Origin of the sequence: Sulfitobacter sp. 15WGC (genome assembly GCF_005068605.1) — a bacterium.
Lineage (GTDB): Bacteria > Pseudomonadota > Alphaproteobacteria > Rhodobacterales > Rhodobacteraceae > Sulfitobacter > Sulfitobacter faviae.
On record NZ_SZNL01000015.1, the window covers coordinates 1 to 15,047 of the forward strand.

At 64.2% G+C, this 15,047-nt stretch carries 14 protein-coding genes; 9 read left to right on the forward strand and 5 right to left on the reverse strand.

Annotated elements, in window-relative coordinates; translation table 11 throughout:
• A partial coding sequence (locus FCK22_RS13080) for a hypothetical protein (protein WP_211243567.1) occupies positions 1-882 on the forward strand: 882 nt, incomplete at its 5' end.
• 68 nt (positions 883-950) lie between these two features.
• Here FCK22_RS13080 and FCK22_RS13085 read toward each other — a convergent pair.
• Positions 951-1,808 carry a bile acid:sodium symporter gene (locus FCK22_RS13085; protein ID WP_067263805.1) on the reverse strand — a complete coding sequence of 286 codons (858 nt, stop codon included), beginning with the start codon at positions 1,806-1,808 and terminating at the stop codon, positions 951-953.
• A 75-nt stretch (positions 1,809-1,883) separates the two neighbouring features.
• Complete coding sequence (locus FCK22_RS13090) at positions 1,884-3,656, reverse strand: SLC13 family permease (RefSeq protein ID WP_067263803.1); 1,773 nt, start codon at positions 3,654-3,656, stop codon at positions 1,884-1,886.
• A 119-nt stretch (positions 3,657-3,775) separates the two neighbouring features.
• Between FCK22_RS13090 and FCK22_RS13095 the strand changes: the two genes are divergently transcribed.
• The gene (locus FCK22_RS13095) at positions 3,776-4,516 is read left to right on the forward strand and encodes a YebC/PmpR family DNA-binding transcriptional regulator (RefSeq protein ID WP_067263809.1); all 741 of its coding nucleotides are present in this window, start codon (positions 3,776-3,778) and stop codon (positions 4,514-4,516) included.
• Here the strand turns inward: FCK22_RS13095 and FCK22_RS13100 are convergent.
• Positions 4,513-5,394, reverse strand: coding sequence for a LysR family transcriptional regulator ArgP (locus FCK22_RS13100; protein ID WP_067263800.1), 882 nt, complete (start codon positions 5,392-5,394; stop codon positions 4,513-4,515). The genes FCK22_RS13095 and FCK22_RS13100 overlap by 4 nt on opposite strands.
• Positions 5,395-5,485: 91 nt before the next feature.
• On the opposite strand from FCK22_RS13100, the gene FCK22_RS13105 reads away from it, so the two are divergent.
• The 6 genes from FCK22_RS13105 (at position 5,486) to FCK22_RS13130 (ending at position 11,824) form a co-directional block, all read left to right on the forward strand.
• Complete coding sequence (locus FCK22_RS13105) at positions 5,486-6,085, forward strand: LysE/ArgO family amino acid transporter (RefSeq protein ID WP_067263799.1); 600 nt, start codon at positions 5,486-5,488, stop codon at positions 6,083-6,085.
• 55 nt (positions 6,086-6,140) lie between these two features.
• Positions 6,141-7,070: a DMT family transporter gene (locus tag FCK22_RS13110; protein ID WP_136720479.1), complete on the forward strand. Its 930-nt coding sequence runs from the start codon at positions 6,141-6,143 to the stop codon at positions 7,068-7,070.
• 92 nt (positions 7,071-7,162) lie between these two features.
• Positions 7,163-7,738 (forward strand): transcriptional regulator BetI, encoded by a 576-nt coding sequence (betI, locus tag FCK22_RS13115; protein ID WP_067263489.1) that lies wholly within the window; start codon positions 7,163-7,165, stop codon positions 7,736-7,738.
• Positions 7,739-7,814: 76 nt separating this feature from the next.
• Entirely contained in the window at positions 7,815-9,272 is a 1,458-nt protein-coding gene (gene betB / locus FCK22_RS13120) for a betaine-aldehyde dehydrogenase (RefSeq protein WP_136720480.1), read from the forward strand.
• 157 nt (positions 9,273-9,429) lie between these two features.
• Entirely contained in the window at positions 9,430-11,088 is a 1,659-nt protein-coding gene (gene betA / locus FCK22_RS13125) for a choline dehydrogenase (protein WP_067261655.1), read from the forward strand.
• Between the two features lie 61 nt (positions 11,089-11,149).
• Entirely contained in the window at positions 11,150-11,824 is a 675-nt protein-coding gene (locus FCK22_RS13130) for a thermonuclease family protein (RefSeq protein ID WP_067261654.1), read from the forward strand.
• On the opposite strand, the gene FCK22_RS13135 is transcribed toward FCK22_RS13130, so the two are convergent.
• On the reverse strand, positions 11,825-13,225 hold the full coding sequence (locus tag FCK22_RS13135) for a helix-turn-helix transcriptional regulator (protein WP_067261653.1): 1,401 nt from the start codon (positions 13,223-13,225) through the stop codon (positions 11,825-11,827). It abuts the gene before it with no gap.
• 78 nt (positions 13,226-13,303) lie between these two features.
• Positions 13,304-14,518: a multidrug effflux MFS transporter gene (locus tag FCK22_RS13140; RefSeq protein WP_067261651.1), complete on the reverse strand. Its 1,215-nt coding sequence runs from the start codon at positions 14,516-14,518 to the stop codon at positions 13,304-13,306.
• Positions 14,519-14,687: 169 nt separating this feature from the next.
• Between FCK22_RS13140 and FCK22_RS13145 the strand changes: the two genes are divergently transcribed.
• On the forward strand, positions 14,688-15,047 hold a 360-nt coding region (locus tag FCK22_RS13145; protein WP_282705407.1), incomplete at its 3' end, for a carboxyl transferase domain-containing protein.

The following is a 15,047-nucleotide window of genomic DNA, read 5'->3' on the forward strand; positions in this document are numbered from 1 at the left end:
GTGGCACGGAGGCTCGGCTCTGGCGGTACGAAGGGCTCCGGCTCCGGCGGCACGAAGGGCTCCGGCTCAGGTGGAACGAAGGGTTCCGGCTCTGGCGGTACGAAGGGTTCCGGTTCTGGTGGCACCAAGGGCTCTGGTTCTGGCGGTACCAAGGGCTCCGGCTCTGGCGGCACCAAAGGTTCCGGCTCTGGCGGCACAAAAGGCTCCGGCTCTTGCGGCACTAAGGGGTCTGGCTCGGGTGGTACGCAAGGGGGGCATACCGGTGGCGACGATAAGTCCGTTCTTAATTTCCTGATGGGAGAGAGTGGGGAGATCACAATCGCCGTCACGGAAACGCCGGAGGGGCAGTTGCACTTCAACCTTTCGCCCACTGATCCCGAAGCGGAATCCCACGCTGACATCAACGGGCTTTTCTTCAATGTGACTGATGGCAGCGCAATCGAAGAACTGAACTTCTTCCCTGATGTGAACGCCGAAGGCTATCACCTGACGGATGTGAAGGCCGTGGATGACGGTGTCGACGGTTTCGTGGGTGGTCCTCAAGCGGGGGGCAGCTTCGATGTGGGTCTGCAGTTCGGCACGACCGCTGACAGTTCCGATGATGAGGTCACAAGCACGAACTTCACCCTATGGACCTATCCCGGCTCGCTGTCTTTCGAAGATATCGATCTGAGCGGCATGCGGGTTGTGGTGGACTCGGATGAGAGCGGCGGCGAGGTGCTTGAGGTGTCCGGTATGGTCGACCCTGACATGGAGGACCCCGAGGCCGATACCTCCGACCCCGCGAGCGCCCTCATGGACGCGCTGACCCTCACCTCCGTGCCGGAGGAAGAAGACGAAGGGGGCGACACCTGCGAGGATGACGCCTTCGACATGGCCTAAGGGGCCGTCAATATAAAAACTAAAGGCGCGTCCCTCGGGGCGCGCCTTTTGCTTGGCGGGCGTCGCCCTCAGCGCCCGCGCATCCAAAGGACGAAGGGCAGGGCCACCAGATACATCGTGATGCCATAGACCGCCGAGGGCAGAGCATAGGCGCTGAACCCCGACGCTTGGCCTGAGATCAACCCGGCGAGGGTGATGCCGAGCGTCGCGTTCTGGATGCCCACTTCGATCGAGATCGTCTTGCGCGTCTGCCACGCCAGACCAGCCGCTGCGGCAATGCCCAGCCCCAGCAACATCAGCGCCGCGTTCATGCTGATGAGCGCGGGACCAAGCCGGGCGAGATTCTCGGTGAAAACGCTCCAATTCCCGGCCAATGCGGCGAGGACAATCAGCACAAAGAGCAGCGCGGCGAGGGCGGAGAGGCCCGGCTCGATCCGCGCGGCAAAGCCGGGGGCGAGGTGGCGCAGGGCAAGCCCAAGCGCCACGGGCAGGGTGGTGATCACGAACATCGCCACCGCCAGCGCCGCGACCGAAACATCCGGCGCGGCATCGCCCATGAAGTGCCGCACGGCGATGGCGGTGAAGACCGGCACGGTCAGGATGCTCAGAAGCGAGACCACTGCCGTCAAAGTCACCGAAAGCGCCACATCGCCCCGCGCGAATTTGCTGATCATATTCGAGGTCACGCCGCCCGGGCAGAATGAGAGGATCATCAGCCCGACGGCCAGTTCTCCGCGCAGGCCGAAGGCCATGGCCACCGCCCATGCGGCAGCGGGCACCAACACCACTTGGCAAAGCGCGCCCAAGGCAAAGGCGCGCGGGTATTTCGCCACGCGGGTGAAGTCTGGGACCGTGAGGCCCACCCCCAGCGACAGCATGATGATCGCCAATGACAGCGGCAGTACGACGTTGATCAGAATGTCCATTTGTCCCCCCAAAGCTGATCTTCAGCCTAGGGGCGGCAAATATGCTCTGGCAAGTCCGACGCGCGGGGGCGGCGATTAAAGCGGCCAGAAGAACAGGATCGCGGGGATCGACACGGCGACGACGATGATCTCCAGCGGCAGCCCCATGCGCCAATAGTCGCCAAAGGAATAGCCGCCGGGGCCGAGGATCAGCGTGTTGTTCTTATGCCCGATCGGCGTCAGGAAAGCCGAAGAGGCCGCCACCGCCACCGCCATCAAAAACGGGTCAGGGGAGACGCCGAGCGACTGCGCCATCTGGATGCCCACGGGGGCCGCGACGATGGTCGTCGCCGTGTTGTTGAGCACATCCGACAGCGACATGGTCACCACCATCAGCACCGTGAGGACCACCCAAGCGGGCAGCCCCTCGGTCAGCCCCACCAGCGCGCCCGCGATCAATTCGGTCCCGCCCGAAGTCTCTAGCGCCGCGCCGAGCGGAATCATGGAGCCTAACAGAACGATGACCGGCCATTCGATATGGGTGTAGAGTTCCGACAGCGGCACGATCTTGGCCAGCACATAGCCGACCACCACGATGCCAAGCGCGATGGGCAGGTAAATCAGCCCGAAGGAGGCCGCCGCCACGGCCCCCGCGAACATCGCGATGGCAAGCCAAGTCTTGCTGTCTTGCGTCACCGCAAGACCCCGGTCGGCCAGCGGCAGCACGCCCAGCCAGTCGGTGACATGGGCCACCGTGTCGCGCGGGACCAGCAGCAACAGGATGTCCCCCGGTTTCAGCTCAGTCGTGCGCAGTTGCGAGGTGATCTTGCGGCCCTGTCGCGACAGGCCCAGCAGCACCGTGCGCTGCCGCCACGACAGGCCCACCGCCTGCGCCGTGCGCCCGTTGAGCCGCGAGCCATCGGTCACCACGACCTCGACAATCTCGACCCCGTCACCATCGGCCAGCAGCAGGTCTTCGCGATCCCGGTCAGCCAGCGCGAGGTTGAGCGTGCTGCGAAATTCGTCCAGCGCGTCGGGCGTGGCTTCGAGCACGATCGCATCTCCGGCTTGCAGCACCACGTTGCGCGCCGTGCCATAGCGCCGCTTGCCGTCGCGCATCAGCCCCAAGATCGCCACATCGGCGCGATGCGCCTCTTCTTGCAACTCGGCCAGCCGTTTGCCGATCTGTTTGTTGCCCTCGGGCACGGTCAGCTCGGCGATATATTGAGCGATGTCCTCGGCCTCGATCATGGCGTCTTCGCGGGCGGGGATCAGCCGCCAGCCGATCAGCGCGACAAAGATCAGCCCCGCAATGGCGGCCAACCCGCCGACGGGGGCGAAGTCGAACATCTTGAAAGGCGCGCCCAAGGATTCCTGCCGGATGGAGGCGATGATGATATTGGGCGGCGTGCCGATCAGCGTGGCCATGCCGCCAAGGATGGTGGCGAAACTGAGTGGCATCAGGCTCAGCCCCGGCGCGCGGCCTGCCTTGCGTGCGGTCTGGATGTCGACCGGCATCAGCAGGGCCAAGGCGGCGACGTTGTTCATAAAGGCCGACAGCACCCCGCCCACGGCGCCCATCATGGTGATATGCGCGCCCAAGCTGCGCGAACTGTCGACCAATGTGCGGGTGATCAGCATCACCGCGCCCGAACGGACCAACCCAGCCGAAACCACCAAGACCAGCGCCACGATCAGGGTGGCCGGATGGCCGAAACCGTCAAAGGCGTTTTCCGTGGGCACCACCCCCAGCACCACGCCGAGCATCAGCGCCCCGAAGGCCACGATGTCATAGCGAAACCGCCCCCAGAGCAGCAGAGCAAAGACCGCGCCGAAGAGGGTGAAAAGGATGATCTGATCAGTGGTCATATATCCGGTCTAACGTGGTTGCCCCATCGGCGGAAAGGTAAGCACAGGCCGGGTGGCTTGTTCCAGCGGTGATGCTGGCATATAGAGTGGCGCAAACGCATTGCCAGAACGAGGTATTCATGGCCGGTCACTCCAAATGGGCAAACATCCAGCATCGCAAGGGCCGTCAGGACAAGCTGCGCGCCAAGGTGTTTTCCAAACTCTCCAAGGAAATCACCATCGCGGCCAAGATGGGCGACCCCGACCCGGACAAGAACCCGCGTCTTCGTCTGGCGGTGAAAGAGGCCAAGGGCCAGTCCATGCCCAAGGACAACATCGAACGCGCCATCAAGAAGGCCGTGGGCGGTGAGGGCGAAGATTACGAAGAAATCCGCTATGAGGGCTATGGCCCCAATGGCGTGGCCGTGATCGTCGAGGCGATGACCGACAACCGCAACCGCACCGCTTCGACCGTGCGCTCGACCTTCACCAAGAACGGCGGCAATCTGGGCGAGACCGGTTCGGTCGGCTTCATGTTTGAGCGCAAGGGCGAGGTGATCTACCCGGCTTCCGTGGGCGACGCCGACACCGTGATGATGGCCGCGATCGAAGCGGGCGCTGAAGACGTGGAAAGCTCCGAGGACGGTCACGTGGTCTATTGCGCCGACACCGATCTCAACGATGTGTCGACCGCGCTTGAGGCCGAATTGGGCGAGTCGGAATCGACCAAGCTGATCTGGCGTCCGACCACCACCACCGAGATGGATCTCGAGAACATGGAAAAGCTGATGAAGCTGATCGATGCGCTTGAGGAGGATGACGACGTGCAGCGCGTCACCACCAATTTCGAGGCCTCCGACGAGGTTATGTCGCAGCTTTAACGCGGCATTTGCACCAGCGCCTCGCGCGCCGCGGCCCTTATGGCGGCGGTGAGCGGGGCCAGCGCGGGCGCCATGATCCGCGCCACCTGCCAGTAAAGCGGCACGTCCAGCGGCAGCGCCTCGTCCAGTGACACGAGCCGCCCCGCCGCCATATCCTCGGCCACCAGCGGTGTGGGGTTCATCCCCCAGCCCAGCCCTTGCCGCGCTGCTGCGACAAAGCCGTGGCTTGAGGGCAGATGGTGGCTTGGCGGGGTCAGCCGTTGCCCGGTCTTTCGCATCAACCATCGCCCTTGCAGTTGATCCTTATGATCGAAGGTGAGCATCGGCGCGCGGGCCAGTGCCTCGGTCGTGACGCCTTCGGCAAACCACGTCTCGCGATAAGCGGGGCTGGCAGTGGCATGGTAGCGCAGCGCCCCCAAGGGCAGCACGTCGCAGCCCGGTGCCGCGCGGGCTTGCCCCGTCACCGCCGCGCTGACCTCCCCCCGACGCAGCCAATCGGCAGAGGTGTCTTGGTCGTCGATCATCAGATCGAAAAGCATGTCGGGCACCTGCGCCAGCGCCGGGATCAGCCATGTGGCCAAGACATCCGCAGGCACCGCAAGGCGCAGCCGGGGCGGGGCAGTGGCATCGCCCGCGCCAAGCGCCTGCGCTTCGAGCAGGGCCACATCTTCCGCATGTTTGGCAAGACGCTGGCCCATGGGCGTGCCGGTGCAGGGCTGGCCGCGCAGAACGAGGGTGGCCCCCACACGATCCTCCAGCGCCTTCACCCGTTGCGAGATTGCCGAGGGGGTCACCCCCAGCACCGCCGCCGCGGCATCAAAACTGCCGAGCCGCAGGATATGGGCCAATGCGGTTAGCTGCGCGCTGTCGAGCTGCATAAGATTTGCTAATCCTGATGTGGACTATTAAATTTGAGTAATCTGAACCTCCGGGTTAGGCAAAGGCAACCCATGTTATAGGACGCCTTTAATGTTCACCTCACTCCTTCCCGGCTTCGCCCTCAGCCTCACCCTCATCATGGCCATCGGGGCGCAGAATGCCTTTGTCTTGCGCCAAGGGCTGCGCCGCGAACATGTGCTGCCGGTGGTGCTGGTCTGCGCTGCCTCGGATGCGGTGTTGATCATGTCGGGGGTCGCGGGTTTTGGCGCGCTGGCCGAGGCGGCCCCGTGGTTCGGACCGCTGATGCGCTATGGCGGCGCGGCCTTCCTGCTGTGGTACGGCTGGCGCAACGCGGTTTCCGCATGGCAGGGCGGGGAGGCGCTGGAGGTCGAGGGGCAATCCACCCGCAGCCTGCGCAAGGCGATCCTGACGCTGCTGGCGCTGACGTGGCTGAACCCGCATGTCTACCTCGACACCTTGGTGCTGCTCGGCTCAATCTCGGCGCAATATCCGGACCGGCTCAGCTTTGGCATCGGGGCGGTGCTGGCAAGCTTCGTCTTCTTCTTCTCACTGGGCTATGGCGCGCGGCTGCTGGCGCCGCTCTTTGCCAGACCGCGCAGTTGGCAGGTCTTGGACGCCATCATCGCCGTGACCATGTGGGCGATTGCCATCAAATTGCTTGCGATGTGAATAAAAATGCCGCGTCCATCTTGCCCTTGGCAGCGCTTTGGGAAAGGGTCGCGGCATGACACACTCTCCCGCCACCACCCCCGACATCCCCGCTCCGCCCAACCGCCCGCTTGTCGGGGTCTTTTGGATGTTGGTGACGGGGGCCTGTTTCATAGGCGTGACCGCGCTGGTGAAATACATGGGGCCGCGGCTGCCTTCGGCAGAGGCCGCTTTCCTGCGCTACGCCATGGGGTTGGTCTTTGTCCTGCCGGTCCTGCGGTCGCTGCTGGCCACACCGGTGAGCCGGCGGCAATGGGGGCTGTTCGGCATGCGGGGCCTGTGCCACGCAGGCGGGGTGATCCTGTGGTTCTACGCCATGACCCGCCTGCCCATCGCCGAGGTGACCGCGATGAACTACCTCGCGCCGATCTATGTCACCGTGGGTGCTGCGATCTTTCTGGGAGAGAAGCTGGCCGCGCGGCGCATCGTGGCGGTCTGTCTGGGGCTGGCGGGGGCGGCGATCATCCTGCGGCCCGGTTTTCGCGAAGTCTCTACCGGGCATTTGGCGATGTTGCTGGCGGCGGTGGTCTTTGCCGGATCCTACCTCTTGGCCAAGGTGCTGGCGGATGAGGCGCGCCCGGTGATGATCGTGACGATGCTGTCGATCTTTGTGACCATCGGGCTGGCGCCCTTTGCCTTCGCCGTCTGGATCACGCCGACACCGCAGGAACTGTTGATCCTTGCCGGGGTCGCCTTTTTCGCGACGGCGGGTCATTTCACCATGACGCTGGCCTTTGCCGCCGCCCCGGTGACGGTGACGCAGCCGGTCACTTTCCTGCAATTGGTCTGGGCAACGATCCTCGGCGTGGTGGTCTTTGCCGAGCCGGTGGACCTCTGGGTCGTGCTGGGCGGGGCGGTGATCTTGGGCTCGGTCACCTTTATCACATGGCGTGAAGCGATGCTGAAACGGCAGGTTACGCCCCCCTCGCATGCGACGAAATTCTGACCTTTCGCCCAGCCGGGCGGTACTTGATTGACGAGTCAATAAAGATTCCCCTATCCTGAGGCGGTCAACACTGCCCCAAGGATCCGAATCCAATGCCCAAAGTCGGAATGGAACCCATTCGTCGCTCTGCGCTGGTCAAAGCCACCATCGCCGAGATTGGCGAGGCCCAGTCGCTGGATGTGACGGTGAGCCAGATCGCCAAGCGGGCAGGCATGTCGAGCGCGCTGGCGCATCATTACTTCGGCGGTAAGAACCAGATCTTTCTGGCGGCGATGCGGCACATCTTGTCGGAATATGCCGCCGGGGTCCGCGAACGTTTGGCCACGGCCCGCACGCCGCATGACCGCGCGGCGGCGATCATCGTGGCAAGTTTCGACGACACCGGCTTTCACCCCGGCACGATCAGCGCGTGGATGACACTCTACGCCCATGCCCGCACCAACCCCGAAACCCGGCGGCTGCTGACGGCCTATCAAAGCCGGTTGCGGTCCAACCTCACCCATGCGCTGCGCCCGATCAGCCCCCAGCCCGAAGGCGATGCCGACACTCTGGCGGCCCTGATCGATGGGCTTTACCTGCGCGCGGCGCTGTCGGATGGCGTCAGCGCGGCAGAGGCCATGACCCGCGCGCTCTATACGCTCGACCTGCTGCTCAAAGCTGGCCGTTGAACACCGCGGAGACGGGCGGCACCGCCGCGCTCCGCCTCTCTGAACACTCCTCGCCTCAGGCAAGAAAGTCCCTTTGATGTCCTATGATCCCCAACCCACCGCCAGCCACTTTATCGACGGCGCCTATGTCGAAGACACCAATGGCACGCCGATCCCGGTGATCTATCCCGCCACGGGCGAAAAGATCGCGACGGTCTATGCCGCCACGCCTCAGATCGTGGAGCAGGCCATCGCCTCGGCCCGCCGCGCGCAGGCCGCATGGGGCGCGATGAGCGGCACCGAGCGGGGCCGTATCCTGCGCCGCGCCGCCGACATGATCCGCGACCGCAACCACGACCTTTCGGTGCTGGAAACCCAAGACACCGGCAAACCCTATCAGGAGACCTCCGTCGCCGATGCCACCAGCGGCGCGGACGCGCTGGAGTATTTCGGCGGCCTCGCCGGCAGCCTGACCGGCGAGCATATCCAGCTTGGCGAAGACTGGGTCTACACCCGGCGCGAGCCCTTGGGCGTCTGTGTCGGCATCGGCGCGTGGAACTACCCCACGCAGATCGCCTGCTGGAAGGCCGCTCCCGCGCTGGCCTGCGGCAATGCGATGATCTTCAAACCGTCCGAGACCACGCCGCTCTGCGCGCTGAAAGTGGCCGAAATCTTGATTGGAGCCGGGCTGCCGGCGGGGCTCTTCAACGTGGTGCAGGGCATGGGCGAGGTCGGCCAGTCGCTGGTCACCGATGCCCGCGTCGACAAGGTCTCGCTCACCGGCTCGGTGCCCACGGGGCGCAAGGTCTATGCCGCCGCTGCCGAAGGCATCAAGCATGTGACGATGGAGCTTGGCGGCAAGTCGCCCCTGATCGTCTTCGAGGATGCGGATATCGACAATGCCGTCGGCGGCGCGATCCTCGGCAACTTCTACAGCTCCGGCCAGATCTGCTCGAACGGCACGCGGGTCTTCGTGCACCGCGACATCAAGGAGGCGTTCCTCGCACGGCTGTCCGAGCGGCTGGACAAGGCCGTGATCGGTGACCCGATGGACCCCGACACCAGCTTTGGCCCGATGGTCAGCGAGCGGCAGATGCAAATCGCGCTGGACTACATTGAGAAGGGCAAGGCCGAGGGCGCGCGGCTGGTCTATGGCGGGAGCCGCATCGAGCGCGAGGGGTTCTACATGCAGCCCACCGTCTTCGCCGATGTGAAAGACGACATGATCATCGCCCGCGAGGAGATCTTCGGCCCGGTCATGGCGGTGCTGGATTTCGAGGATGAAGCGGAGGTCATGGCGCGCGCCAACGCCACCGAGTTCGGCCTCGCCGCCGGTGTCTTCACCCGCGACCTTGCCCGCGCGCACCGCGTGGCGGCGGGGTTCGAGGCCGGGACCTGCTACATCAACAGCTACAACGACGCCCCGGTCGAAGCGCCCTTCGGCGGCATGAAGAACTCGGGCGTGGGCCGCGAGAACGCCAAGGCCGCGATCGAGCACTACAGCCAAGTGAAGTCGGTCTACGTGCGCATGGGCGATGTCGAGGCGCCCTTCTAAGGGGTGAATTTGCTGAGAGGTGCTTGAGGGATCAGCCTGATCCTCAAGTCACCTCGTCAATTCTGGGGAGCGATTCCCCACCGCCTCAAGGACAAGCCGCGCCTACGCGCGGTGCTGCGCATCCTTGACCCGGCGGGGAATCACGGAAGGAAGAGCTATGGAAGCTGAATTTGTCATCGTCGGCGCGGGCTCTGCGGGCTGCGCCATGGCCTACCGCTTGGCCGAGGCGGGTCGCAAGGTCATCGTCATCGAACATGGTGGCACCGACGCCGGGCCTTTCATCCAGATGCCCGCGGCGCTCAGCTATCCGATGAACATGCCGCGCTACGACTGGGGCTATAAATCCGAGCCCGAGCCGCATCTCAACAACCGCGAGCTGGTCTGCCCGCGCGGCAAGGTGATCGGCGGCTCGTCCTCGATCAACGGCATGGTCTACGTGCGCGGCCATGCCAAGGATTTCGACCATTGGGAGGAGTCCGGCGCGCGCGGCTGGTCCTACGCGGATGTACTGCCCTACTACAAACGCATGGAGACATGGCACGAGAACGGCCATGGCGGCGATGCGGCATGGCGCGGCAAGGACGGCCCGCTGCACGTCAGCCGCGGCCCGCGCGAGAACCCTCTTTTCGACGCCTTCGTGCAAGCCGGGGCGCAGGCGGGCTACCCGGTGACCCATGACTACAACGGCGAGCAGCAAGAGGGTTTCGGCCCGATGGAGCAGACCGTCTGGAACGGGCGGCGCTGGTCGGCGGCCAATGCCTATCTGCGCCCGGCGCAGAAGACCGGCAATGTCACCCTGATCCGTGCGCTGGCGCAGCGCGTGGTGATCGAAGAGGGGCGTGCCGTGGGTGTCGAGGTCAAGCGTGGCCGCGCGACGGAGGTGATCCGTGCCAGCCGCGAAGTGGTGCTGGCGGCGTCCTCGATCAACTCGCCGAAACTGCTGATGCTCTCGGGGGTCGGCCCTGCCGCGCATCTCGCCGACCATGGCATCGAGGTACTGGCCGACCGCCCCGGCGTGGGTCAGAACCTGCAGGACCATCTGGAGCTCTACATCCAGATGGCCTCGCGCCAGCCGATCACGCTCTACAAGCACTGGAACCTTTTGTCGAAGGCCGTCATCGGCGCGCAATGGCTGTTTACCAAGACCGGCATGGGCGCCTCGAACCAGTTCGAATCCGCGGCCTTCATCCGCTCGAAGCCCGGCGTAGAATACCCTGATATTCAATACCATTTCCTGCCCATTGCCGTGCGCTACGACGGGCAGGCGGCGGCCGAGGGGCATGGCTTTCAGGCGCACACGGGGCCGATGCGCTCCAAGTCGCGGGGCGAGATCACCCTGCGCTCCGCCGACCCGGCCGAGGCGCCGCGCATCCGTTTCAACTACATGTCCCATTCCGACGATTGGGAGGAGTTCCGCACCTGTATCCGCCTCACGCGGGAAATCTTCGCGCAGGATGCCTTCAAGCCCTTCGTCAAACACGAGATCCAGCCCGGAGAAGCGCTGCAATCGGACGCGGAGCTTGACGCTTTCATCGCCGAACACGCCGAAAGCGCCTATCACCCCTGCGGCACCTGCCGCATGGGGGCGGCGGACGATCCGGGCGCCGTGGTCGACCCGCAAGCGCGGGTGATCGGGGTCGAGGGGCTACGCGTGGCCGACAGTTCGATCTTCCCGCGGATCACCAATGGCAACCTCAATGCGCCCTCGATCATGGTCGGTGAAAAGGTCTCGGACCTGCTTCTGGGCCGCGATCCGCTGCCGCGCGCGAATGACGAACCATGGGTGCATCCGAACTGGCAGGTGGCGCAGCGTTGATCGTTAACCTGCCTTAACATCCTGTCTTGAAGGCCGCAGGGCAGGGCGTCATACCTGCCTCATGTTAAGGATTTGTTCACTTTTCGCCCTCAGTTTGACGCTGAGTATCGTGACTGGACCCGCAGGGGCGCAGACGGTCTCGGGCGTGGTCCGCGTGATCGACGGGGATACTTTCGATCTCGGCGGTACGCGCATCCGCTTGCATGGTATCGATGCGCTCGAATCCAGCCAGACCTGCGAGACAGAGGGCGGGCAGGCTTGGGCCTGCGGAGATTGGACAACGAGGGAGGTGCGCGACAGATACCAAGGGGCCAACGCGCGTTGTGAGGCACTGGACCGCGACCGCTATGATCGCATCGTCGCCCGCTGCCATGTGGGCGACGTTGACGTGGGGCAGGCGCTGGTGCGTGACGGGCTGGCCTTTGCCTATCGCAAATATTCGATGGACTATGATCTGGATGAGAAAGCCGCCTTTGTCGCAGGCCGTGGGATTCACGGGTTCAAGACGGTTTCCCCCGCCCGCTACCGCGTGACCCGCCGCAGCGGGTCCGAGCCTGCCCGGCCCGAGGGGAGCTGCCAGATCAAAGGCAATATCAGCGCCAAGGGGGTCAAGATTTACCATATGCCGGGGCAGGAATTTTACAGCCGCACCCGCATCAGCGCCCGCAAAGGCGAGCGTTGGTTCTGCTCCGAAGCCGAGGCCCGCGGCGCGGGTTGGCGGCGTGCGCGGCGCTGATCACTCCACCCGGTAGGGCAGGGTGTCGCGTAGATGCGGGTCGACCACCAACTGCCGCTCTAGCGGCGGAACGGAGCGTTGATGGCAATCCCGGCGCTCGCAAATCCGGCAGGAAATGCCAATTGGTTCAAAGGCATCGCTGCGGGTGACGTCCATCCCGTCGGCGTAGACCAGCGCGGGCGCATGGCGCACCTCGCAGCCGAGTGAGATCGCATAGCGCCGCACCGGCGCGCCAAACCGCCCCGCCGGTTTCGAGATGTCCCGCGCCAAACTGATATAGCGCACCCCATCCGGCGTCTCGGCCAATTGCCGAAGGAACCGCCCCGGCGTTTCAAAGGCGCGGTGGACGTTCCAAAGCGGGCAGGCGCCGCCGAAACGCGCGAATTGCAGCCGGGTCGCGGAATGGCGTTTGGTGATCGTGCCCGCCTGATCAACCCGGACGAAGAAAAAGGGCACTCCCTTCGCACCGGGCCGCTGCATCGTCGACAGCCGATGCGCCACCTGCTCGATCGAGGCACCGAAATGCCCGGCCAGCACCTCCAGATCATGGCGGCAATCCTGCGCCTTTTGCAAGAACCGCCCATAGGGCAACAGAGCCGCCCCGGCGAAGTAATTGGCCAGCCCAATCTTTGCGATATCCCGCGCCGCGGTGCTGTGGAAACGGGCGAGGTCCAGCGTCGCCTCCAGCAGCGCGTCTTGCTGGGTCAGCGCCACCTGCAGCAACATCTGAAAGGTCTGTGTCTCAGGCGCCGCACGGGCCGATAGATGCAGTACCTTGCGGGCGGGATCATAGGCGCGCAGCCGGTCGTCATCCTCAAAAACCACGCGCACCCCGGCACTCTCAAGCGCACGCGCCGCGGTCGCCCGCGTGTCACTGCCGCTGCCTTCGCGGGTCGCGAAATGCTCTGCCGCACGGTCGACGGCGTCGATGTAATTGTCGCAATAGTGAAAGAAATCCCGCACCTCTTCCCAAGGGGAGGGCATCGCGCGGGCGTCTTCACGCCCCAGGGCTTCGTCCAGCGAGGCCAGCCGTTCATGCACCTGTCGGTAGCTTTGATGCAGCGCGAGAAAGGCATGTGCCAGCCCCGGCGCGTTGGAGGCGGTGAGGCGCAGATCGGCCACCGGGGGTGCCTTTCCGGCGAAAATCGGATCGGCCAGCGCCTCGCGCAGATCGCTGACCAACCGCTCCCCATCGCCGCTGGAAAGCTCGGTCACATCCAACCTGAACTCCGACGCCAGAGCGAGCACGACATTGGTACTGACGGGCCGGTTGTTATTCTCCATCTGGTTGAGATAGGGCAAGGAGACGCCCAGCCGGGCGGCGAAGTCTTTCTGCGTCAGCCCCGCGCGGGTCCGGGTCTCACGCAGTTTCACACCGGCATAGAGTTTCTGGATCGCCATCCGCGCACCTTTGCAACTTTGCAGTTAGGTGCAGCCTAGCTTTGCAAAGCCGGGGCCACAAGCGCGGGGAGCGTGGGCCTAGAGGCCCAAAGCTTTCTCCCGCCGGATCACCACCCAGATGGAGGCGACCGAGGCGATGGCCGTCAGCAACATGAGCCACAACAGCGGATAGGCTCCGGTTTCAGGGGTGAGCAGGGCGCCCGCCAGCGCGCTCAAGGCCGCGCCGCCGACAATCATGATTGCCCCGCCCAGCCCGGAGGCCGTGCCCGCCAAATGCGGGCGCACCGACAGCATCCCGGCGGTGGCATTGGGGATGCAAAGCCCGTTGCCCAGCCCCACCAGCGTCATCAGCCCGAAAAAGCTGAGCGGAGAGCCGTAGCCCGCAAGAAAGATCAGCAGCGACACCGTGCCGCCCACGGCGTTGGAAATGCAGCCCCAAAGCACCAGCGTATTGACGCCGAAACGGGTCGCCGTCCGCGCGGTGACGAAGTTGCCGATGAAATAGCCAATTGCGGGCGCGCCGAAATAGAGGCCCAGCACCGCAGGCTCCATCCCGAAGACCACGGTGCCCACGAAGGGCGCGCCGCCGAGATAGGCAAAGAAGGCGCCCGAGCAAAAACCCGTGGCCAGCGCATAGCCCCAAAACCGCGGCGAGCGGAGCAACTCGGGGTATTCGCCGAACTGCTGCCGCAGCGATTTGCCGCTGGCCCGGGCGGTTTCGCCCAAATCCGCCCAAGCCACCCAAAAGACCAACCCGCCGAGGATCAGCATCGCCCAGAAGGAAGCCTGCCAGCCGAAACCCTGCTCCAGCAAACCGCCCAAGGCCGGGCTGATCATCGGCACCAGCGCCATGCCCATGGTGACATAGCCGATCATGGAGGCGGATTCGTCTTGAGTATAAAGGTCGCGGATCACCGCACGGCTCAGCACCATGCCCGTGGCGATCACAGCCTGCGCCATGCGAAACACCAGAAACACGGCGATGTTCGGCGCCAGCAGGCAGCCCACCGTGGCCACGAAGAAGATGCCCAAGCCCCAAAGCATCACCCGCCGCCGCCCGAGGTTGTCCGAAATCGGCCCGATGAAAATCTGCAGTATCCCACTGAAAAACAGGTAGAGCGGCACCGAAAGCTGGATCACCGCATAATCCGTGCCGAAATGCTCTGCCATCTTCGGCAGGCTGGGCAGAAAGATGTTCATGACCATGGCCGAAAGCCCGGCCAGCAGGATCAGCGTTGAGATATGGGGTGGGGTCGTCCGGTCTAAATACCGGACCCGGGGGATATCGCTCATGCAAATGCAAGTAGTCGGGGGCATGGGAAATGTCCATGTTAACTAGATTGTTTTGCAACTTTTCATTTTGCTTCGCAGTGTCTGTATTGATTTTGCAAATTTGCAAAATTGCGCTTTGGTCAGTTGCGCTCATCCGGTAGACTGGTCGAAATCACAATAGGGGTGCGTCATGAAAGACATTCTCGAACAACTGGAGCGGCGTCGCGAAGATGCGCGTTTGGGCGGCGGTCAGGCACGGATCGATGCGCAGCACAGCCGTGGCAAGCTCACCGCGCGGGAGCGCGTCGATCTGCTGCTCGACGAAGGCTCCTTCGAGGAATTCGACATGTTCGTCACCCACCGCTGCACCGATTTCGGCATGCAGGATCAAAAGCCCGCGGGCGATGGTGTGGTCACCGGCTGGGGCACGATTAACGGCCGCCTCGTCTATGTCTTTAGCCAGGATTTCACCGTCTTCGGCGGCTCGCTCTCGGAAACCCATGCTCAGAAAATCTGCAAGATCATGGATATGGCAGTGCAAAATGGCGCG

Coding starts and splice junctions, on each gene's coding strand:
- FCK22_RS13085 (WP_067263805.1), bottom strand. CDS start 1,808: ATGGACATTCTGATCAACGTCGTACTGCCGCTGTCATTGGCGATCATC.
- FCK22_RS13090 (WP_067263803.1), bottom strand. CDS start 3,656: ATGACCACTGATCAGATCATCCTTTTCACCCTCTTCGGCGCGGTCTTT.
- FCK22_RS13095 (WP_067263809.1), top strand. CDS start 3,776: ATGGCCGGTCACTCCAAATGGGCAAACATCCAGCATCGCAAGGGCCGT.
- FCK22_RS13100 (WP_067263800.1), bottom strand. CDS start 5,394: ATGCAGCTCGACAGCGCGCAGCTAACCGCATTGGCCCATATCCTGCGG.
- FCK22_RS13105 (WP_067263799.1), top strand. CDS start 5,486: ATGTTCACCTCACTCCTTCCCGGCTTCGCCCTCAGCCTCACCCTCATC.
- FCK22_RS13110 (WP_136720479.1), top strand. CDS start 6,141: ATGACACACTCTCCCGCCACCACCCCCGACATCCCCGCTCCGCCCAAC.
- betI (WP_067263489.1), top strand. CDS start 7,163: ATGCCCAAAGTCGGAATGGAACCCATTCGTCGCTCTGCGCTGGTCAAA.
- betB (WP_136720480.1), top strand. CDS start 7,815: ATGTCCTATGATCCCCAACCCACCGCCAGCCACTTTATCGACGGCGCC.
- betA (WP_067261655.1), top strand. CDS start 9,430: ATGGAAGCTGAATTTGTCATCGTCGGCGCGGGCTCTGCGGGCTGCGCC.
- FCK22_RS13130 (WP_067261654.1), top strand. CDS start 11,150: ATGTTAAGGATTTGTTCACTTTTCGCCCTCAGTTTGACGCTGAGTATC.
- FCK22_RS13135 (WP_067261653.1), bottom strand. CDS start 13,225: ATGGCGATCCAGAAACTCTATGCCGGTGTGAAACTGCGTGAGACCCGG.
- FCK22_RS13140 (WP_067261651.1), bottom strand. CDS start 14,518: ATGAGCGATATCCCCCGGGTCCGGTATTTAGACCGGACGACCCCACCC.